General features: G+C 57.4%; 21 protein-coding genes. 3 read left to right on the top strand and 18 right to left on the bottom strand.

What is annotated here, in order from left to right; translation table 11 throughout:
• Positions 1 to 15 precede the first annotated feature (15 nt).
• The 16 genes from phnP to IM303_RS17945 all read right to left on the bottom strand — a co-directional run bounded on the left by phnP (position 16) and on the right by IM303_RS17945 (position 11666).
• Positions 16 to 774, bottom strand: a complete 759-nt coding sequence (phnP, locus tag IM303_RS18020) for a phosphonate metabolism protein PhnP (protein WP_028015202.1) — start codon at positions 772 to 774, stop codon at positions 16 to 18.
• 9 nt (positions 775 to 783) lie between these two features.
• Positions 784 to 1218, bottom strand: coding sequence for an aminoalkylphosphonate N-acetyltransferase (gene phnO / locus IM303_RS18015; RefSeq protein WP_028015203.1), 435 nt, complete (start codon positions 1216 to 1218; stop codon positions 784 to 786).
• The gene (phnN, locus tag IM303_RS18010; RefSeq protein WP_028015204.1) at positions 1211 to 1762 is read right to left on the bottom strand and encodes a ribose 1,5-bisphosphokinase; all 552 of its coding nucleotides are present in this window, start codon (positions 1760 to 1762) and stop codon (positions 1211 to 1213) included. Before phnN ends, phnO begins: the two co-directional genes overlap by 8 nt.
• Positions 1759 to 2895: an alpha-D-ribose 1-methylphosphonate 5-triphosphate diphosphatase gene (gene phnM, locus IM303_RS18005; protein WP_028015205.1), complete on the bottom strand. Its 1137-nt coding sequence runs from the start codon at positions 2893 to 2895 to the stop codon at positions 1759 to 1761. Before phnM ends, phnN begins: the two co-directional genes overlap by 4 nt.
• Complete coding sequence (phnL, locus tag IM303_RS18000; protein ID WP_028015206.1) at positions 2892 to 3572, bottom strand: phosphonate C-P lyase system protein PhnL; 681 nt, start codon at positions 3570 to 3572, stop codon at positions 2892 to 2894. Before phnL ends, phnM begins: the two co-directional genes overlap by 4 nt.
• A 9-nt stretch (positions 3573 to 3581) precedes the next feature.
• Positions 3582 to 4337: a phosphonate C-P lyase system protein PhnK gene (phnK, locus tag IM303_RS17995; protein WP_045261067.1), complete on the bottom strand. Its 756-nt coding sequence runs from the start codon at positions 4335 to 4337 to the stop codon at positions 3582 to 3584.
• Positions 4334 to 5179, bottom strand: coding sequence for an alpha-D-ribose 1-methylphosphonate 5-phosphate C-P-lyase PhnJ (phnJ, locus tag IM303_RS17990; RefSeq protein WP_041911512.1), 846 nt, complete (start codon positions 5177 to 5179; stop codon positions 4334 to 4336). Before phnJ ends, phnK begins: the two co-directional genes overlap by 4 nt.
• On the bottom strand, positions 5172 to 6236 hold the full coding sequence (locus IM303_RS17985) for a carbon-phosphorus lyase complex subunit PhnI (RefSeq protein ID WP_192972034.1): 1065 nt from the start codon (positions 6234 to 6236) through the stop codon (positions 5172 to 5174). Before IM303_RS17985 ends, phnJ begins: the two co-directional genes overlap by 8 nt.
• Positions 6236 to 6820 (bottom strand): phosphonate C-P lyase system protein PhnH, encoded by a 585-nt coding sequence (gene phnH / locus IM303_RS17980; protein ID WP_028015210.1) that lies wholly within the window; start codon positions 6818 to 6820, stop codon positions 6236 to 6238. Before phnH ends, IM303_RS17985 begins: the two co-directional genes overlap by 1 nt.
• Positions 6817 to 7269: a phosphonate C-P lyase system protein PhnG gene (gene phnG / locus IM303_RS17975; protein ID WP_028015211.1), complete on the bottom strand. Its 453-nt coding sequence runs from the start codon at positions 7267 to 7269 to the stop codon at positions 6817 to 6819. Before phnG ends, phnH begins: the two co-directional genes overlap by 4 nt.
• Positions 7270 to 7995, bottom strand: a complete 726-nt coding sequence (phnF, locus tag IM303_RS17970; protein ID WP_028015212.1) for a phosphonate metabolism transcriptional regulator PhnF — start codon at positions 7993 to 7995, stop codon at positions 7270 to 7272.
• Positions 7996 to 8015: 20 nt separating this feature from the next.
• Positions 8016 to 8795, bottom strand: coding sequence for a phosphonate ABC transporter, permease protein PhnE (phnE, locus tag IM303_RS17965; RefSeq protein WP_028015213.1), 780 nt, complete (start codon positions 8793 to 8795; stop codon positions 8016 to 8018).
• Positions 8796 to 8846: 51 nt separating this feature from the next.
• Positions 8847 to 9863: a phosphonate ABC transporter substrate-binding protein gene (phnD, locus tag IM303_RS17960; protein WP_192972033.1), complete on the bottom strand. Its 1017-nt coding sequence runs from the start codon at positions 9861 to 9863 to the stop codon at positions 8847 to 8849.
• Between the two features lie 23 nt (positions 9864 to 9886).
• Positions 9887 to 10675 (bottom strand): phosphonate ABC transporter ATP-binding protein, encoded by a 789-nt coding sequence (gene phnC, locus IM303_RS17955; protein WP_028015215.1) that lies wholly within the window; start codon positions 10673 to 10675, stop codon positions 9887 to 9889.
• A gap of 136 nt (positions 10676 to 10811) precedes the next feature.
• Positions 10812 to 11249 carry a VOC family metalloprotein YjdN gene (gene yjdN / locus IM303_RS17950; RefSeq protein ID WP_028015216.1) on the bottom strand — a complete coding sequence of 146 codons (438 nt, stop codon included), beginning with the start codon at positions 11247 to 11249 and terminating at the stop codon, positions 10812 to 10814.
• Between the two features lie 81 nt (positions 11250 to 11330).
• The gene (locus IM303_RS17945) at positions 11331 to 11666 is read right to left on the bottom strand and encodes a zinc ribbon domain-containing protein YjdM (RefSeq protein WP_047366881.1); all 336 of its coding nucleotides are present in this window, start codon (positions 11664 to 11666) and stop codon (positions 11331 to 11333) included.
• A 593-nt stretch (positions 11667 to 12259) separates the two neighbouring features.
• On the opposite strand from IM303_RS17945, the gene crfC reads away from it, so the two are divergent.
• A complete protein-coding gene (gene crfC, locus IM303_RS17940; RefSeq protein ID WP_028015218.1) occupies positions 12260 to 14614 on the top strand; it encodes a clamp-binding protein CrfC in 2355 nt (784 codons plus the stop codon).
• Complete coding sequence (locus IM303_RS17935; RefSeq protein WP_028015219.1) at positions 14611 to 15486, top strand: diguanylate cyclase regulator RdcB family protein; 876 nt, start codon at positions 14611 to 14613, stop codon at positions 15484 to 15486. The genes crfC and IM303_RS17935 overlap by 4 nt, the downstream gene beginning before the upstream one ends.
• Positions 15487 to 15541: 55 nt before the next feature.
• On the opposite strand, the gene kdgT is transcribed toward IM303_RS17935, so the two are convergent.
• A complete protein-coding gene (gene kdgT / locus IM303_RS17930; RefSeq protein ID WP_059357329.1) occupies positions 15542 to 16534 on the bottom strand; it encodes a 2-keto-3-deoxygluconate transporter in 993 nt (330 codons plus the stop codon).
• A 648-nt stretch (positions 16535 to 17182) separates the two neighbouring features.
• Here kdgT and proP point away from each other — a divergent pair.
• Positions 17183 to 18685, top strand: coding sequence for a glycine betaine/L-proline transporter ProP (gene proP, locus IM303_RS17925; protein ID WP_028015221.1), 1503 nt, complete (start codon positions 17183 to 17185; stop codon positions 18683 to 18685).
• A gap of 33 nt (positions 18686 to 18718) precedes the next feature.
• Here the strand turns inward: proP and IM303_RS17920 are convergent, their stop codons facing one another.
• The gene (locus tag IM303_RS17920) at positions 18719 to 19672 is read right to left on the bottom strand and encodes a nickel/cobalt transporter (protein ID WP_192987633.1); all 954 of its coding nucleotides are present in this window, start codon (positions 19670 to 19672) and stop codon (positions 18719 to 18721) included.
• Positions 19673 to 20094 lie beyond the last annotated feature (422 nt).

Genomic DNA, 20094 nt, shown 5'->3' with positions numbered 1-20094 from the left:
GGAGAGGGAGAAAACCTAATCCAGCACAAGTACCATCCCGTCATATCCCGCTTCAATGCCGTCCGGCAGCGGGTTATCCATCATCCATGCGTCAAACTGATGGCTAATGTGCGTCAGGATCACCTGCGGACAGCCAATCACCTCGTTCAGGGAAATCACCGTATTTAAATCACTGTGGTTGCGCGGCGTCTCCGGACGCGGTTCATGGCTGCAGTCGATGATTATCGCCTGTGGCTGATTGTTGAGCAGAAACGTCACCGTTTTATCCGGCAGCCCGGCGGTATCAGAAAGCCACGCCACGCGGCTATGGGCCGATTCCAGCAGATACCCGAAGGTCAGTTTTGAATGGTTGAGCGGCAGCGGCGTGACCCGCAGCCCCTGCAGCTCAAACATCACGAACGGCTCGACCGTGTGGCTGAAATCCAGAATGCCGGGGTGTTTAAACAGATCGTCACAGCCTGCGTCGTCCGGCGGGCCGTACACCGGGATGGTCGCGCCCACGCCCCAGCGCAGGGGGAATAGCCCCTGGACGTGATCCATATGATAGTGCGTGAGCAAAAACTGCTGGAAACTGCCCGCCGGCCAATCGTCCATCAGGTGCGGAATGCCCGCATCCAGCAGGGTGACTGCATCGTTGAATTTGACCACCGCGCTACAGGGGCGACGGCGATAGTTGTCCTGCAGGCGCGCCCTGCGACACGCCGCGCAGTCGCAGCCAAAGACCGGCACCAGCTGTGCGCTTCCGGTTCCCGTTAACGTGATGGTCAGACTCATAACGCACCTCTACAGCGGTTTGGTGAATCGAAAATGGCTCTGCGTATATCCCTCACGAACGTAAAAGCGGTGGGCGTCCGTGCGCTTCACGCTGGTGGAGAGCTCGGTCAGTTCAGCGCCGGCCTGCCTCGCAACGTCTTCTGCCCATGCCAGCAGCTGGCTGCCAATCTTTAACCCGCGCGCCTGCGGCATCACCACCAGCTCCTGGATCTCGCCGATCCAGCGGGCATGGTGCAGGTGAAACTGCATGTGCAGGCCGATCATGCCGACGACATGTCCGTCCAGCTCGGCAAGCTGGTAGCGCATGTTGTGATCCTGAAGGTTGGCCAGAAATCCGGCGTGAAACGCCTGGTGATCGAACTCTGCCTGCTTCAGTTCACAGATCAGGGCGTAAACAATTTGCGCGTCGTCGGCGGTGGCGGGGCGAAGCTGGCAGTCAGGCATGCTGTCTCTCCTTCTGGCGAATAAGCGATAAAAAGGTCTCGACTGACTGTAGCAAACTTCCGTCGTTATTGAGGACGTGACAGCCCGACGGAGTGTAGCGCGCCGCACGTTCCAGCCGCTGGTCGATCTCACGCGCATTTTCGCGCCCCCGGCTTTGCAGGCGGCTGCGCAGAATATCCGGAGAAACCTGCAAACAGACCGGCAGCAGCGCCGCTTCGTACCGGGCTTTGGCCTGCGGCAGATGTGCGCGCGAGCCGTTAACCAGCACGTCGAAGCCCGCGTGCAGCCAGAGGTCGATCTCGATGCCGACGCCGTAATAAAAGCCGTTCGCATGCCAGCTCAGCGCCAGCAGATTTTGCCCGGCGCGGGTAAAAAACTCCTGCTCGCTCAGGGCGATATGGTTTTCACTGCCAGCGTTCGCCGCGCGGGTAATGTAGCGGTGCGCCACCAGCAGCTGTGAATGTTCACGCTGCCGTAACGCCGACAGCAGGCTGTCTTTTCCCGAGCCGGACGGGCCCATTAACCAGATGAGTCTTCCCATCAGAACACCCTTTTTCCCTGACGCCAGACGTGGTCGATATGAACGTGCTCGCCCTTGCGGTGCGCCAGCACCAGGTCTGCCCGTTTGCCTTCGGCAATCTCACCGCGGTCGTGAAGGTTGAGCGCGCTGGCCGGGTTTTTCGTCACCAGTCGAATCGCCTGCGGCAGCGTAAAGCGGTTGTCCTCGTCGTCTGCAACGCGGTAGGCCGCGTCCAGCAGGCTGGCGGGGTAGTAGTCAGACGAGAGGATATCCAGCAGGCCGAGGGAAGCGAGTTTGCTTGCCGCCACGTTGCCGGAGTGCGACCCGCCGCGCACGATGTTCGGCGCGCCCATCAGCACGTTCATGCCGTGTTTACGCGATGCCTCTGCCGCCTCGAACGTGGTGGGAAATTCGGCGATCACGCTGCCAAGCTGGTGGGATTCGCGCACGTGATCGTGCGTGGCGTCGTCATGGCTGGCCAGCGCGATATTCCGGTCCCGACACATCGCGGCAATGGAGAGACGGTTCGGCTGCGACCACTGGGCTGCCAGCGCCAGCTGCTCTTCTTCGTAACGGGCCATCTCCGCGTCGTTGAGCGAGTATTTGCCCTGATAGTATTCACGGTACTTTTCAATGTTGGCGAACTGGCGCTGCCCCGGGGAGTGATCCATCAGGGAGACCAGCGAGACCGGCTCGCGGCCGACCAGCTTTTCAAACAGCGGCAGGGTGGTGTGGTGCGGCAGCTCGCAGCGCAGGTGCAGGCGGTGCTCGGCGCGGTTGAGGCCGCGCTTTTGCGTCTCCTCCACGGCGTTGATCATCTTTTCCAGATTTTCCAGACGATCGCCGCCGTCGCGCACGTCGCCGATCGCCACCGCGTCCAGCACCGTGGTGATGCCGCTGGCGACCATCAGCGCGTCGTGGCTGCTCATCGCCGAATGGGCGGGCCAGTCCACCTTTGGGCGCGGGGTGAAGAATTTATCCAGATTATCGGTATGCAGCTCAATCAGCCCCGGCAGCAGCCAGCCGCCTTCGCCGTCCATCGCTTCAGGAGAACGGCTTTGGGTTTCGGCAAAGGCGCGGATGACGCCGTCCTGGATTTCAACCGAACCCTTCACGACCTCATTTTCCAGCACCAGCCTGACATTATTGATAATCATGCGTTTGTCCCCATTGGGTGCAGCCTGTCCGCCACGCGATTGCGGACGGCGTCGTCGTGGAAGATCCCGACGATCGCCGCGCCGCGCGCTTTGGCCTGTTCGATCAGATCTATCACCGCCGCGCTGTTTTTAGCGTCGAGCGAGGCGGTGGGTTCATCCAGCAGTAAAATCGGATAGTCGACGATAAACCCGCGCGCGATATTCACGCGCTGCTGCTCGCCGCCGGAAAAGGTCGACGGGGCGAGGTGCCACAGGCGCTCCGGCACGTTGAGGCGCGTCAGCAGGCTGGCGGCCCTGGCGGCGCAGGTTTCGCGCGGCACGCCGAGATCCAGCAGAGGCTGCATCACCACGTCCAGGGCGGAGATCCGCGGGATCACCCGCAGGAACTGGCTGACCCAGCCGATCGTTGAGCGGCGCACTTCCAGCACCTTGCGCGCCGGGGCCTGAACCAGATCGACCCACTCTTCGTTATGGCGGATGTGGATGTGGCCTTCGTCCGGTAAATAGTTGGCGTACAGGGAGCGCAGCAGGGTCGATTTACCGCTGCCGGAGTGGCCGTGCAGCACCACGCATTCACCCTGACTCACCTCTAACGAGGCGTTTTGCAGCACCGGCAGGCGCACGCCATTTTGCTGGTGGAGCACAAAGGTCTTACTGACATTTTCAACGTGGATCATGTTGGCCTCTCAATTCTGTAATACCGAGGACACCAGCAGCTGGGTGTATGGATGATGCGGGTCGTCGAGCACGCGGTCGGTCAGCCCACTTTCCACCACCTGACCCTGCTTCATCACCAGCAGGCGGTCCGCCAGCAGGCGCGCAACGCCCAGATCGTGGGTGACAATCACCACCGCCAGGTTCAGCTCCACCACCAGGCCGCGCAGCAGGTCGAGCAGGCGGGCCTGCACGGAGACGTCCAGCCCGCCGGTGGGTTCATCCATAAACACCAGCTTTGGATGGGTGACCAGATTGCGGGCAATTTGCAAACGCTGCTGCATACCGCCGGAAAAGGTGGTTGGCAGGTCGTCAATGCGCGAGGCGGGGATCTCCACCTCCTCCAGCCAGTGCTGTGCGGTGGCGCGGATGTTGCCGTAGTGGCGCGCGCCGGTGGCCATCAGCCGTTCGCCGATATTGCCTCCCGCCGACACCTGACGGCGCAGGCCGTCCATCGGGTGCTGATGCACCACGCCCCACTCGGTGCGCAGCAGGCGACGGCGCTCGGCCTCGCTTATGTCGTAGAGGGAGCGTCCCTGATACAGGATCTCGCCGTGTTGCGGCGTCAGACGCGCGGAGATGGACTTCAGCAGGGTGGTTTTGCCGGAGCCGGACTCGCCGACAATGCCCAGCACTTCGCCCGGCCACAGCTCGAACGACACGTCGCTGAAGCCTTTTCCCGGCGCATAAAGGTGGGTCAGGTTATTAACCGAAAGCAGCGGTTTCATTGGCCGTTCGCCTCGCTCTGTTGGCGGCAGTAATCGGTGTCGGAGCAGACAAACATTCGTTTGCCCGTATCGTCCAACACCACTTCATCGAGATAGCTGTGTTTGGATCCGCAGATGGCGCACGGCTCGTCCCACTCCTGCACCGTAAACGGGTGATCGTCGAAATCCAGGCTTTCGACACGCGTATACGGCGGTACCGCGTAGATGCGTTTTTCACGTCCGGCACCAAAGAGCTGCAGGGCAGGCATCATGTCCATCTTCGGGTTATCGAATTTTGGGATCGGCGACGGGTCCATGACGTAGCGCCCGTTGACCTTCACCGGGTAGGCGTAGGTGGTGGCGATATGGCCGAAGCGGGCGATGTCTTCATACAGTTTGACCTGCATGATCCCGTACTCTTCCAGCGCGTGCATGGTGCGGGTCTCGGTTTCGCGCGGCTCGATAAAGCGCAGCGGCTCCGGGATCGGCACCTGGAAAATCAGAATCTGATCTTCCGTCAGCGGAGTCTCCGGAATTCGGTGGCGGGTCTGGATCAGCGTCGCGTCTTCGGTTTTTTCGGTGGTATTGACGCCCGTCACGCGCTTAAAGAAGTTGCGGATCGACACGGCGTTGGTGGTATCGTCCGCGCCCTGGTCGATAACCTTCAGCACGTCCGCTTCGCCAATCACGCTGGCGGTGATCTGAATGCCGCCTGTGCCCCAGCCGTACGGCATCGGCATTTCACGGCCACCAAACGGCACCTGATAGCCCGGAATAGCCACCGCTTTTAAAATGGCGCGGCGGATCATGCGTTTAGTTTGCTCATCCAGATAGGCAAAGTTGTAGCCGCTTAAGTTAGCCATTGGCGCGCTCCCGTTGCAGGCGTTTCAGCAGTTCCAGTTCGGCCTGGAAATCGACGTAGTGCGGCAGCTTGAGGTGCGAGACAAAGCCTGCGGCCTCGACGTTGTCCGCGTGGGCCAGCACGAACTCTTCGTCCTGCGCCGGGCCGGCAATGTGCTCGCCGTAGTCCGGCGCCTGCAGGGCGCGGTCAACCAGCGCCATCGCCATCGCCTTGCGCTCGCCGAGGCCAAACACCAGCCCGTAGCCGCGGGTAAAATGCGGGTCTTCATTCTCTGGCGCGACGAAACCGTTGACCATTTCGCACTCGGTCATCAGCAGTTCGCCGACGTTCACCGCAAAACCCAGCTCTTCCGGCACGATTTCGACGTCGAGATAGCCGCTGCGGATCTCTGCCGCGAACGGGTGGTTGCGCCCGTAGCCGCGCTGTGTGGAGTAGGCCAGCGCCAGCAGATACCCTTCGTCGCCGCGCATCAGCTGTTGCAGGCGGGACGAGCGTGAGCACGGGTAGACCGGCGGCGTGCGGGTGACGTCGTCCGGCGTGGCGCCAGTGTCTTCTTCCGCTTTCGCCAGCCCCTGGTTTGCCAGCAGGCTGAAGACGTGCGGAGACGGTTCCTGTTCGACGTCTGAAGTGCTGAGCGTTGGGGCTTCGCCGTTCGCCAGCAGCGTGAAGTCCAGTAGACGATGGGTGTAGTCGTAAGTCGGGCCAAGCAGCTGGCCGCCGGGAATGTCTTTATAAACGGCAGAGATTCGGCGCTCCAGGCGCATTTCCGCCGTGTTCACCGGCTCGCTGACTGCCAGACGGGGAACGGTGGTGCGCCAGGCGCGCAGCAGGAAGATGGCTTCCACGTTATCGCCGCTGGCCTGCTTGAGCGCCAGCGCTGCAAGCTCGCGGTCAGCAACGCCGCCCTCGGTCATCACGCGGTCAACCGTGAGGTTAAGCTGTTGCTCAATTTGGGCGACGCTCAGCTCGGGAAGCTGTTCATCGCCCCGGCGTCTGTGCTCCTGTAAGGCATGAGCGGCGGCGATCGCCTTTTCGCCTCCTTTGACGGCTACGTACATCAGCACACCTCCACGTGGGTAGTCCGCGGGATTGCCAGCAGGCGCTCCCCGCAGGTCAGGATCAGGTCAATGCCGAGCGGGAACGGGTGCGGGCGCTCGGTCAGCTCATGGATGATGCACTCCGGTAGCTGGGGCGCGACCATCCGCTCGTCGGCGATGCCTGCGCCCGTCAGGCGAAGCATGCGGCCACCGCTCAGGCTGGAGACCTGCAAAATCAGCGTGGCGCTGGTTTCCGGTGCGACGGCGCTGCCTTCGCTCAGGGCGTTAAGCTGTTCATGGCTGATCTGTTCGTCGGCCACGGCAAAGACCGCCTGCTGGGGCTGCTCGACCAGCGGCGCGCTGGTGTGAAAGCGCAGGTTCTGGCTGGCGATATCGTTCAGCAATGCGCCTGACAGCCATACCGGGGTGTCGTTGTCCGCCAGCGTCAGCAGCACGCTGGTGGAGGCGAGGTTCAGCGGCAGCCAGCCCTGCGAGAGCTGGTGCAGCGAGACGATCACGCCGGGCTCGCTCATGGCTTTCAGCAGGCGACGGAAACTCTGTTGGGCATCCTGGACGGCCAGGGTAAAAGCAGGTTGAAGCGTCATGCGTTGTCTCCGCGAACGAGCGTAAAGAAGTCGACCCGGCTGGTGTTCACTTCGGCCTGACGCGCGGCAAGGCGTGCGGCGCGGTCGGCTTCCAGCGGGGCAATAAGGGTTTCCATTAACGTCTGGAAATGCGGGTGTTCCTGTAAAAGCGCGTCGATCACCGCGCAGCGCTCGGCGTGCGTTTTGTCTCGCCCAAGTACGTAGCTATAACCCAGCGTGCCGCTGTTAAGGCGGATAGCCGCGCGGGTGAGGGTGGCATCGCCGGCGAAGAAGCGCTCGCCGGTGCCGCCCATGCGTGCCTGGATCTGCACCAGGCCGATCTCCGGCGCGCGGATCGTGTCGTAGTCCGGCGTCAGGCCGAGTGCGTTCATGCGGGCGGCCAGCGCAGCAGGCTGGCTATGGGCCAGCACGCGCATCCAGCGCTGTCGGGTGGAGGTGTCGAAGTGCATTCAGTGCTCCATGGTGAATTCAATCATGTCGGCGCGGGTCAGGCTGACGGAGTATTCCGTCGCGTTGATCTCGCCGTCACGGTGGTTGAGGGTGCGCACGCAGAGCAGCGGGGCCATATTGGGGATCTCCAGCACCTTGCTCTCTTTCGCCTGCGCGCGGCGGGCGCTGATGCGCGTCTGGGTGCGTTTGAGCGCGATACCCGTCGCGTCCTGAAGGAAATCATGCAGGGAACCGCTGGCGAAATGTTGCAGCACGGGCCAGAGGGTGAGGTCCGCGAAGTAGTGGTCGATCTGGCAGACCGCCACGCCGTTGACCCGGCGCAACGTACGCAGGTGTACGACGTTGTCGCCCTCCTGAATCCCGAGCGCATCCGCCACGTGATGGGAGGCCGGGCGCAGAACCGAGAGCAGCTTTTCGCTGGTTGGATGGCTACCCTGATCCAGCAGATTCTGGCTAAAACGCGCCTGGGCGTTGAGCGGGTAGTCAAACGGGCGCATCAGCACCAGCACGCCGACGCCCTGACGGCGCTGCACCCAGCCGCGCTCCACCAGCTGGTCAATGGCGCGGCGCAGGGTGTGGCGGTTCACTTCGTAGCGGTCGGCAAGCTGCTGCTCGGCGGGCAGGTAGTCACCGCAGCGGTAATGCGTGCGCAGCTCCACTTCGAGCCTGGCCGCAATTTCTTGCCAGCGGGTAGGGTAACTGGTCGGATGTCTGGATAAGTGCATACCAATCAAAGCCTCGCTAATCAGATGAAGTGCTTACGCAAGCGTTGAGAGAGGAAATCCAGCAGGCTGACGGTGACGATGATGAGCACCATCAGGGCGCAGGTTTGCTGGAACTGGAAACCGCGAATCGCTTCCCACAGGGTGACGCCAATCCCGCCTGCGCCCACCATACCGACCACGGTGGCGGAGCGAACGTTGGACTCGAAGCGGTACAGCGAGTAGGAGATCAGCAGCGGCATCACCTGCGGCAGGACGCCGTAGAGGATCTCTTCGATTTTGTTGGCGCCGGTTGCGCGAATACCTTCCACCGGGCCGGGCTCGATGGCTTCAACCGCTTCCGAGAGCAGCTTGGAGAGCACGCCGGTGGTGTGGATGAACAGTGCCATCACGCCGGCGAACGGACCCAGGCCAACGGCGACCACGAACAGCATCGCAAAGACCATTTCGTTGATGGCACGACAGGCGTCCATCAGGCGACGCATCGGCTGGTAAACCCACCACGGTACGATGTTCTCGGCGCTCATCAGGCCGAACGGAATGGAGAGAACGACGGCGAGGGCGGTGCCCCAGACGGCGATTTGCAGGGTGATCGCCATTTCGCTGAGGTAGTCCTGCCACTGGCTGAAATCCGGCGGGAAGAAGTCGGCGGCGAAGGTCGCCATGTTGCCGGAATCTTTGAAGAGCAGCAGCGGATCCATCTCCGCGCCCTTCCAGGAGATAACGAGTACCGCCAGCAGGATGGCCCAGCTTATGAGCGAGAACCAGCTGCGCTTCGGCGGCGGGAGAGTAATGGTTTGCATGTTGGCTCCTTAATCTGTTCTCCCTCTCCCCTAAGGGAGAGGGGACTTGTGTTACTGCACCGCTTTATTCACGCTCGTCATCGCACCCAGCGCGGCGGTCAGGCGGTCGAGGTCTTCCAGCTGGGCCTGGATTTCAGAGACTTTGCTGGTCTTCTCCTCTTCCTTCAGCCCTTTGTTGTCCTTCACGACCTGCATCTGCTTAAACAGCGCCAGCTGGCGAATCGGGACCAGCTGCAGATCGCTGGACGCGCGGAACGGTGCCCAGCCCAGACGTTCCAGAACCGCTTTCTCTTCCGGCGTTTTGCCGTAGTTCATAAAGAAGTCGTAGACCTTGTCCTTGGTGCTTTCGGAGAGATTTTTGCGCCAGACGATCGGATCGCCGGGGATCAGCGGGGATTTCCAGATGACCTTCAGCGCTTTCAGCTTGTCAGGCGCGGAGGTTTTCAGCTTGTCGAGGTTTTCGGTGTTGTTGGTGGCAACGTCCACCTGCTTGTTCGCCACGGCCAGCGCGTTGGTTTCGTGGCTGGCGTTTACGGTGCGCTTAAAGTCGCTGGCGGAGATGTTGTTTTTCGCGAAGACGTAGTAGCCAGGGACGAGGAAGCCGGAGGTGGAGTTCGGATCGCCGTTGCCAAAGGTCAGATCTTTGCGTTTGGCGATCATGTCGTTGAGGTTGTTGATCGGGCTGTCTTTGTTGACGATCAGCACGCTCCAGTATCCTGGAGAACCATCTGCCGCAACGGTCTGGGCAAAGACCTGACCGTTGGCGCGGTCCACCGCTTCCATGGCTGAAAGGTTGCCGTACCAGGCGATGTCCACTTTGTTAAAGCGCATCCCCTGGATGATGCCCGCGTAGTCCGGGGCGAAGAAGGCGTTCACTTTGATCCCCAGTTTGGTTTCCATATCTTTCAGGAACGGTTCCCACTGCGGCTTCAGGTTTTGCTGTGATTCCGTTGAAATGATGCCAAAGTTCAACGCTTTTTCCTGCTCTTCGGCGTACGCCGGGCTTAACAGGGTGCTGATGCTGAACATGCTGGTGAAGGCCAGCGCGGCAACGGCTTTGTAGTTCATTTCCATTCCTCGTTATCGGGGCGTTAAGCAGCCTGCGCGCGTTCTTCGACGCGGTTTACGCTGCGGTAGAGATGGTCAAAACGTTCGTTATCAAACTGGTGGCTGGCGCCATCGAAGAACACGTGGCCCTGACGCAGGGCGACGATGCGCTCGCAGTAGCGCAAGGCGTAATCCACCTGATGCAGCGTCACCACCACGGTGATGCCGTCGTTCTGGTTGATGTCGCGCAGGGTTTCCATCACGATGCGGGCCGACTCCGGATCCAACGAGGCGATGGGCTCATCGGCCAGAATGATTTTGGCTTTCTGCATCAGGGCGCGGGCGATAGCGACGCGCTGCTGCTGCCCGCCGGACAGCGTGGACACGCGCTGGTGGGCGAAGTGCGCCATGCCGACGCGGGTCAGCGCCTGTAAGGCTTCCTGCTTCTGTGATGGGGAGAACCAGCGCAGGCAGGTGCGCCAGAACGGGGTGCTGCCGAGCGCGCCAATCAGCACGTTCTCCAGCACCGTCAGGCGGTTCACCAGGTTGAACTGCTGAAAGATGTAGCCCGTCCGGGCGCGGCTTTTGCGAATATCGCTCGCCAGACGGCCCGCATGCTGCACGGTGTTACCCAGCAGCTCGACGCGGCTTTCCGGCGCTTTATCGCAGGTAATAAGGCCACTTAAGTGACGCAGAAGGGTGGATTTTCCTGAACCGGACGGCCCCAGCAGCGCCACCATTTCGCCCTGCTGGACGGTCAGATCAACGGCATGCAGCGCCTTGTTGTGATTGAAGGTCTTGCTCAGTTTCTCGACGCGGATGACAGTGTGCATGTGCTGGGCCTCACGATAAATGTGGCCTCATGCTGGCGCATCAATATGACATTTGGGTTAAGTGCAGGTTGCGGGAGTTTGAAGAGTTGAGGGGAGTTTGATGACAGGCGGAGGCAGACCGCCTACCGCCCGAAAATTAGTGCTGCTGCTTAACGACGTTAATCATCCACGGCACGCCGTACTTGTCGGTGACCTTACCAAAGCCGTGCGCCCAGAAGGTTTCCTGCCAGGCCATGTCGATATTCCCGCCATCGGCAAGGTTGTCGAACCAGCGCTTGCCTTCTGACACATCCTGCGTGTCGAGCACCAGCGTGAAGCCCGCGTACTGTGCGCTGCTGCCCGGCGGCAGCCCGTCGCTCATCATGATATCGCTGCCCGCAATGCGAACGTTGGAGTGAGCGATAGCCGAATCCGGAAACTGCATGCCGGACGGACAGCCTTCTTCGCTGTTATCGCTTTTTGGCATTTCGCCGAAGGTGATTTTATAGAGGAGTTCTGCGCCGACGGCTTGCTGATAGAAGGCGGTAGCCTCTGCACAGTTGCCGGCAAAAGAGATGTAGGGACTTAACGGCATAATCTTTACCTCACGTAAGAAAAGCCCGTTAAGTGTAGTTCCCGAAAGCCCGGTAAGCGAAGCGCTACCGGGCGGGTTAAATCAGTTCTTTTTCACGAACTCAGATTTCAGTTTCATCGGACCGAAGCCGTCAATTTTGCAATCGATATTATGATCGCCTTCCACCAGACGGATATTCTTCACTTTGGTGCCGATCTTCAGCATGGAAGAGCTGCCTTTCACCTTAAGATCTTTCACCACGGTGACGCTGTCGCCATCCGCCAGCAGATTACCGTTGGCATCTTTGACGATCAGTGCATCAGCGTCCTGCGCTGGCTCGGCATCATTCCATTCGTGTGCACATTCCGGGCAGATGAACATGCCATTATCTTCGTATGTGTATTCAGAATTGCATTTTGGGCAGTGTGGGAGTTGCATGTCGGTATCCTCAAAAGTGTTAACGCGCTGGAAAGTGCCAGCTAAATGACGGCAGAGTGCCGAAAAAGGCGGCAAGTATAACGCAAATCCACACTTTTGTCGGTGCTATTGTGAATTTAAAAAACGCAGAAAATGTGTTGCGAGTGACACTTACTGTCAGTCAGCTAAGCGATGCTAACGTCATTAACACGGTGGAAAGAGAAGTCGCTAAATATATCGAATATTTTATTGCGGCAAATTGCTACGCACCTTCATTTCGGATAAGGTGAAGCAACGCATTGTTATTTATCTTCGAACTTTACTGCCATGCATTTCTTATGTTGGCGGCCTATCCCTCTCTTTTTAGGTGGGTAAATAATGATGATATATCCTGAAGCTTCTTAAAATGGGCCAGGCTTTTTATCTTTTGGCTTTCAGGCCTTGAGGAGAGCTTTACACGCCATGCAGGGATAGCCATTTATTTCTGATTATCTTCAATTAGTTATATTTTGGTGAACATGTTTTCCACACGTGATCATATAAGCCTGAACATCATAATTAATACAAGTGGCTTAATAAAAGTAATAAATTTGCGTTAAGGAAAGGCTTTTATCATGCACACACAGACCATTTTTGAATTAAGTCAGGAAGCTGAGCGTTTGTTACAGCTTGCCCTGCAAAATCTCGATACCCTGAAATCAATGCCGACAGCGAAGCTGGAGAGCACGACGGCTGCTATTACAGGTGAAAAGAACAACGTGCTGCCTTTGCATTTTAGTGCGCGCGGCGTCGAAGCGCAGCAGGCAACGCTGAATAATGAATTACGCAAAATAACACGTCTGGAAATGGTTCTGGCTATCGTTGGCACGATGAAAGCGGGGAAATCGACCACCATTAATGCCATTGTGGGTACCGAAGTGTTGCCGAACCGCAACCGCCCAATGACGGCGCTGCCTACGCTGATACGTCATACGCCAGGCCAGAAAGAGCCGGTGCTCCACTTCTCACATGTCTCTCCTATTGATGATTTGATTCACCTGCTGCAGAAAAAGCTTGGCGATTACGATCGCGGCAAGCTGGCTCTGCAACTGGAAATTGATAAGGACATGAATACGCTGCTGGAGCGTATTGAGAAAGGCGAGGCCTTTGAAAAGCATCATCTCGGGGCGCAGCCAATATTTCATTGCTTGAAAAGTCTTAATGATCTGGTAAGGCTCTCCCAGGCGCTGGGCGTGGCGTTTCCGTTCTCTGAATACGCGGCCATCGAACATATTCCGGTGATTGAAGTGGAGTTCGTGCATCTTGCGGGTCTTGATGCCCACCTCGGGCAACTGACGCTGCTCGATACTCCCGGCCCCAATGAGGCCGGACAACCGCATCTGCAAAAAATGCTTAGCGAACAGCTAGCCCGCGCGTCGGCGGTGCTGGCGGTGATGGATTATACCCAGCTTAAATCTATTTCTGATGAAGAGGTCCGTCAGGCTATTTCGGTTGCGGGGAAATCAGTGCCTCTGTATGCGCTGGTGAATAAATTCGACCAGAAGGATCGCAATAGCGACGATGAAGAGCAGGTCAGGGCGATGATCTCCGGTACCTTAATGAAAGGCACTATTTCGCCTGGCCAGATCTACCCTGTTTCCTCTATGTGGGCGTATCTGGCAAACCGCGCCCGCAACGAGATGAATGCCCGTGGACGCCTGCCGGAGCATCAGGAGCAGCCCTGGGTGCAGGATTTTGCCGAAGCCGCACTCGGACGCCGCTGGCGTTCGGCGGACCTGGACGATATAAACCATATCCGTCACGCAGCCGATTTGCTCTGGGAAGATTCGCTGTTTGAACAGCCGATACGCAAACTGATTTACGCCGCCTATGCCAATGCCTCGCTATTCGCGCTGCGCTCGGCCTCGCATAAGCTGCTCAACTACGCGCAAAATGCCCGGGAGTATCTCGACTTCCGCTATCAGGGGCTGACAGTGGCCTTTGAGGGGCTGGAACTGAACATCGCGCGTCTTGAAGAGGATATGGCGCTGCTGCAGACGCGCCAGAGCGCGGTGAGCGATGAGGTGAAACATGAAGTTGACCAGGCGCTGAACGCGACCGCGGACTTTATGGAGGCCGAAAAATCGGCGCTTCACCAGGCCGTGGGCCATGTGTTCAGCCCTCAAAATATTCTTGATTTGGCAGGTATTGAGCGGCTGAATCGCCGCAGTGACAAACAGCAAGAGCGGGAACCGCTGGTTCTGGATGATGAAGGTCAGGCGCAGATCGTCCTGAGTAAAATTCGCTCCTCCTGTGAACTCATCATGCTGGATGCGCAGGCAAAAATCGCCCGGGAGCTGGCGTTACGCTTCGATCAGCTGGAATCTACGCTGGCGCGCTCGCTGAATGACGCTATCCGCCCCATTGAAACGCGTATAAAAGAGCATCTGAGCCATGCCGGCTTCCGGGCGCGGATCAGCTTCCCGGCCTTTCAGGCAAACCAGCTTGACTTCAATACGCGGGCACTGTTTAACGATGCCATTGCACAGGATAACCGCCCGGCAGGTCAACTTTCCGCCGGGAGCAGTATGCGTGAAACCGTTTCGCGTTGGCTCAATAATCCGGGCTGGGGCTGGGATGAGTATGTGGTCACGCGCACGCACTATGTTATCGACATTGCGCAACTGCATGACAAATTTAAGCAACATATTGATCAGTTTTGTGAACAAATACGTAAAGCTTTGTCCGCGCAGGTCGATGTCTCTGTTACGGCCGGAATGGCGACGTTCTTTGCAGAATTTTCGTTATGCCTGACCGGGTTACAGGAAAGCTTGCGTGATAGCCTCGCAGTGCGTCAACAAAATGAGCATTCAACCCGAGCGCTCAGCCAGCTGTTGAAGCAAAGCATTACGACTGCGACGTGGATTCAGGAAGATACCCGACTGTTACGCGATGACATTCAAACTCTATTCGCAGCAGAGCAACCATGACAACACAGCTACTGGACGGTCCCGGGCGGACGCTGGAGTGTATTCATCCCAGGTTTATGGTCGATCTTGTGCAGGGCGTGGACGCGGCGCGCCATCCCCATCTGGGGCCGCAGCAGCTGCAGTTTCGTGAACGTTTGACTCAGGAGATCATGACGCATACCCGGCTACGGCCCTGGGCGATGGCGGGAATGCTTAACGAGAACGCGGCCCTGCGCCTGGGGCTGGCGGAAAAACTCGCCGGCATGTTGGATCCGGGCCATCTTGCGCTGACGCTGATGGCCGATAAACTGACTGCACTGTGCCAGCAGGCTCACCTGCGCGCTCAGCCATCTCCCGGCCTGCTTGAACAGTATGCGGAGCTCTCCTCTCATTTTACCCAACGTGCCGCCTATAAAGAAAAGGCGCTGACCCAGCGTGGACTGACGGTACAGGCGGGCGAGCATAGTGAACAAATTTTCACCCGCTGGCGAGCCGGTCACTATGATGGCTGGTCTTTGGCCGGGCGCTGCTTCATTGTTCTGGAAGAGCTGCGCTGGGGAGCATTTGGCGATGCCTGCCGTCTGGCGAACAACGATGTGTCGGCCATGCTCAAGGATAATTTACGCAGCATGGCCGCCAACTACCTCGCACAGGGCATCAATGCGTCTCCCACAACGCGCCATTTCTATCATCAATGGCTGACCACACCCGCTTCGGCGGGTTTAATCGATCACAAAGACATGCTGGGCTGGCTGGGCGACTGGTGTCAGGCGGATATACACCCGGTGAGTTGGTCAGTGACGCAAAACTGGCAGACCGTCGCGCTGGGTATGCCGAGGCTGTGTTCGGCAAAACGGCTGGTGGATGCGATGGTGGAAGAGATTTTTGGTTGAACCCCTCATCCTGACCCTCTCCCCATAGGGGAGAGAGGATGGCTGGCGCGGTGCGTTAGTGATTCATTTCTAACGGTTTCGGTTCAGGCGGGATCTCTTGCACATTTCCGTAGCGTTTCGCGTATAGCGCCGTGATGATGGGCACCAGGATTGCGGTGACAATCACGCTGGCGGCAACCAGTGCCGTCGCGGACGCGGCCACCGGTTCGAAGGCCGGGTTAATCTGGGCGATAATCACCGGGTTTGCAACGGCAGCGCCTGCGGCTGAAGAGGCGGCGACGCCCGCCGTGCCGTTTCCTCCCCCGATTACGCGGTCAGCAATGATCAGCGGAATACCGGTGATGATGATAACCGCGATACCCAGCACAATCCCCAGCAGTCCCGTATCCAGAATCACGTTCAGGTTGATGGTGTTACCCAGCGCAAAGCCAAAGAACGGGATCAGCACCGGCGTGGCTTTGCTGAAGAAATCACGCAGATCGTGATCCAGATTGCCCAGCGCGAAGCCGATCAGGAATGGCAGGATCGCGCCGACAAAATGATGGGGCTCAAAAGAAGCCAGGCCAGCGGATCCCAGGATCAACATCGTCATGAGCGGGCCGGACTCCAGAGACATCAAAACAAACGCGCCGGACTCCTCTTTCGTTCCGTACTGGTTCATCAGGCTGGCATACAGCCCGCCGTTGGTCATGTCCATCGCCGAGACAATCGCCAGGACGGATAACCCGGCGAAGAAACCGGTCTGAATTCCATTTTCAGGAATGAACATCGCGCATATCATTGCGACCACCCAGGCAACCGCTATTTTGGTTATCACCAGCGTTCCGGATTTGCGTAATACGGTACCGGTTGCCCGCAAATTAATGGATGCGCCGATACAAAAGAACCAGACCGCCAGGATGGGAACGGTACCCGTAATCATCCCCTTTGTGAAACCACCAAAATAAGCCCCGGTTTCAGGGGCTAATGTATTCAGAATAGCACCGAGTACCAGCGGCACCAGCATCATACCACCCGGTATGCGTTCTATCGTGGCTTTAATCTTCATCTCTAACCCTCACAATTTCGCCTCTCATGGTGAGCGGCAGGTGCGAATAAAAAAATCAATAAATTCAATTTGATGAAGGGTGCTCTTGATGATTGGTTTGTGATAACCCTGCACCGAAATTCAGTCAGCGCTCTCGTTTCCTGTCGTAAGAAAACATGCGTCGCTATGTTTCAGGAATTATCATGCGATCGATGGAATATTGATTCAATGAAAATAAAACGGTGTTTTAGTTATCTTCATCACATATTGAATGTAAACTTTAAGACCCGTTGTGAGAGCTGAAAATTTATGTAAATCTCTTGTAAAAAATATGGTTTTTTATTCGGTTGGGAAAAGAAAAAGGATGAGGGCGTAAATGGAGGCTCTGGAAGGTTGAGAAAGTACTTATTTGCGGTAGTTGACAAAAACTGTCTTCACCTGACGCAGTATAAATATATGTGTGAAGTTGATCACAAATATAAACGCTGGTAGGGTAAAAGGTCATTAACTGCCCAGACAGGCGTCAACAGGTTCGGTTGTATCGACGGTAAACGTCAATGTAAGTAAACCTGCTACGCTTGAAGATGGAGGTTCGCACGGAGCGGATCTCGGGTTCACAGAGTGCGAGTTGGCTGTGGAACGGACAGGGCTAAGTCTACGAGGAAAGCTATGCTAAGAAGGAAAAAGGTTAAACCCATTACGCTTCGCGACGTCACCATTATTGATGACGCTAAACTGCGTAAAGCGATCACCGCCGCCTCGCTCGGTAATGCGATGGAATGGTTCGATTTCGGTGTCTACGGCTTTGTTGCCTATGCATTAGGTAAAGTGTTCTTCCCCGGTGCTGACCCAAGCCTGCAGATGATTGCCGCGCTGGGTACATTCTCCGTTCCTTTCCTGATCCGCCCGCTGGGTGGTCTGTTCTTCGGTATGCTCGGTGACAAATACGGTCGCCAGAAAATACTCGCTATCACCATTGTCATTATGTCGATCAGTACGTTCTGTATCGGCCTAATACCGTCCTATGCCACGATCGGTATCTGGGCACCTATTCTGCTGTTGCTCTGTAAGATGGCGCAGGGCTTCTCCGTCGGGGGTGAGTATACCGGGGCGTCGATCTTCGTCGCGGAGTATTCCCCTGACCGTAAGCGCGGCTTCATGGGCAGCTGGCTGGACTTCGGTTCGATTGCCGGGTTTGTGATGGGTGCGGGCGTCGTGGTTCTGATTTCAACCGTGGTCGGTGAGGAGAACTTCCTCGACTGGGGCTGGCGTATCCCGTTCTTTATCGCGCTCCCACTGGGTATTATCGGTCTTTACCTGCGACATGCTCTGGAAGAGACACCTGCGTTCCAGCAGCACGTTGATAAACTGGAGCAGGGCGACCGCGAAGGGCTGCAGGACGGCCCGAAAGTGTCCTTTAAAGAGATCGCGACAAAGCACTGGCGCAGCCTGCTGACCTGTATTGGTCTGGTGATTTCCACCAACGTTACTTACTACATGCTGCTGACCTACATGCCGAGCTATCTGTCGCATAACCTGCACTACTCGGAAGATCACGGCGTGCTGATTATTATCGCCATCATGGTGGGTATGCTGTTTGTACAGCCGATTATGGGTCTGCTGAGTGACCGCTTTGGCCGTCGACCGTTTATCATCCTGGGTAGCGTAGCGCTGTTCGCGCTGGCGATCCCGGCGTTTATTCTGATCAACAGTAACGTGCTGGGTCTGATTTTCGCGGGTCTGCTGATGCTGGCGGTGATCCTGAACTGCTTTATCGGGGTGATGGCATCCACATTACCTGCGATGTTCCCGACGCACATTCGTTATAGTGCGCTGGCGGCGGCGTTCAACATCTCCGTTCTGATTGCCGGCCTGACGCCTACGCTTGCCGCCTCTCTGGTGGAAAGCACGCAGAACCTGATGATGCCAGCCTACTACCTGATGGTTATTGCGGTAGTCGGCCTGGCGACCGGCCTGACCATGAAGGAGACGGCGAACCGTCCTCTGAAAGGGGCGACGCCTGCGGCATCTGATATTCAGGAAGCGAAAGAAATCCTGCGCGAGCACTACGATAACGTTGAGCAGAAAATTGAGGATATCGACGCAGAGATTGAAGAGCTGCAGAAGAAACGTTCCCGTCTTGTTGATCAACATCCACGCATTAACGAGTAATAAAGAAACCCGCCAACGGCGGGTTTTCTTTTATTAGCATCCGGCGGCGATGTAGTCGCCGTTGGCGCTAATGGGGATGACTGTCAGGAACAGGACGGTCGCGAACAGGATCAGGATGATACCTCCGGCAATTTTAACTGCCGGCACCAGCCACCTGAACGCGCTATCTCCCCCGAACCATGCCACCGTACGTTCACGGGCATAACGAACTGCCAGTGATAGCCCCATAATAGAGAGTGCCGTACCTAAAGACATGCTCATAACGGCCGCCATTCCCCAGGTGACAATGCCCAGCGCGTTCGAAAACATCAGAATCATGATCGCACCGCTGCACGGACGTGCGCCAATCGCCAGAATGACGCCCAGACGCGTTTTCCAGTCACCTTGTGTCAGATCTGCGCCCACGCCGTGATGACCACATCCACAATGTTCATCGTGCTGATGAAGGGGAGTGATGGCTGAGATCCTCATTCTTTGAGGCCGCAGGCTTTTCAGCGCCTGGTAAATGATGAAAGCACCAAACGCGCCAATCAGCACGGCGCTTATCTTCTCGACATACCAGCGGCTGGTGCTGATATCCCCTGACGCGAGGTTAAATCCTACTGCCAGAATAAAGACAAACAGAATGGCGCTGACGCCCTGCATCAGGCTGCCAAGAAAGGGAACGGTGCGTGCGGCCAGTTCGCTCTCCTTATTTGTGCTCAGGTAGGTTGTCACGATGAACTTCCCGTGCCCCGGCCCGATGGCGTGAAGGACGCCATAAAAGAAAGCGCCTGTTAAGAGCCATAATCCACCGCTGTACTGGTTGTTATTCAGCTGTAGTAGATACATCACCAGATAACGGTGCAGCGTAATCTGCGTGGCAAGGCACCACTGGATAAAGGCGTTCCAGTGCGTATGCAGCGTAAAAGCGGCGAAGAGGATGGTCAGCAGCATCAATCCGGCCGTAGGGAGGCGCCAGTCGCGAGGCAGGCGTTGTGTATTCATCAGGGGGAGCTCTGCGGAGAAGAATATTTGCCGCTAGTATAGTTGATCTTCTCTTTCAGTTCGCAGGATCGCATCAGGATCTTGCTGTAATTGTGGATAAGTCTGTGCGTAAAAGGGTATAAAGCGGGGTTTTGCTGGGGAATGCAGCGGTCAGTCATTTTTTTGCAACTTTTCTGTTGCGGGCTGCGGAGAACTCCCTATAATGCGCCTCCATCGACACGGCGGATGTGAATCACTTCACAGTTAACCCGGTCGGTTGAAGAGAAAAAATCCTGAAATAACGGGTTGACTCTGAAAGAGGAAAGCGTAATATACGCCACCTCGCAACGGTGAGCGAAAGCCGCGTTGCACTGCTCTTTAACAATTTATCAGACAATCTGTGTGGGCACTCAAAGTGACATGGATTCTTAACGTCCTCGGAC

It is taken from the genome of Enterobacter cloacae complex sp. P38RS (assembly GCF_014930775.1).
GTDB classification, from domain to species: Bacteria; Pseudomonadota; Gammaproteobacteria; order Enterobacterales; family Enterobacteriaceae; genus Enterobacter; species Enterobacter bugandensis.
The sequence above is the reverse complement of the archived record's forward strand: the minus strand, read 5'-3'. Positions and strand labels throughout refer to the sequence as shown.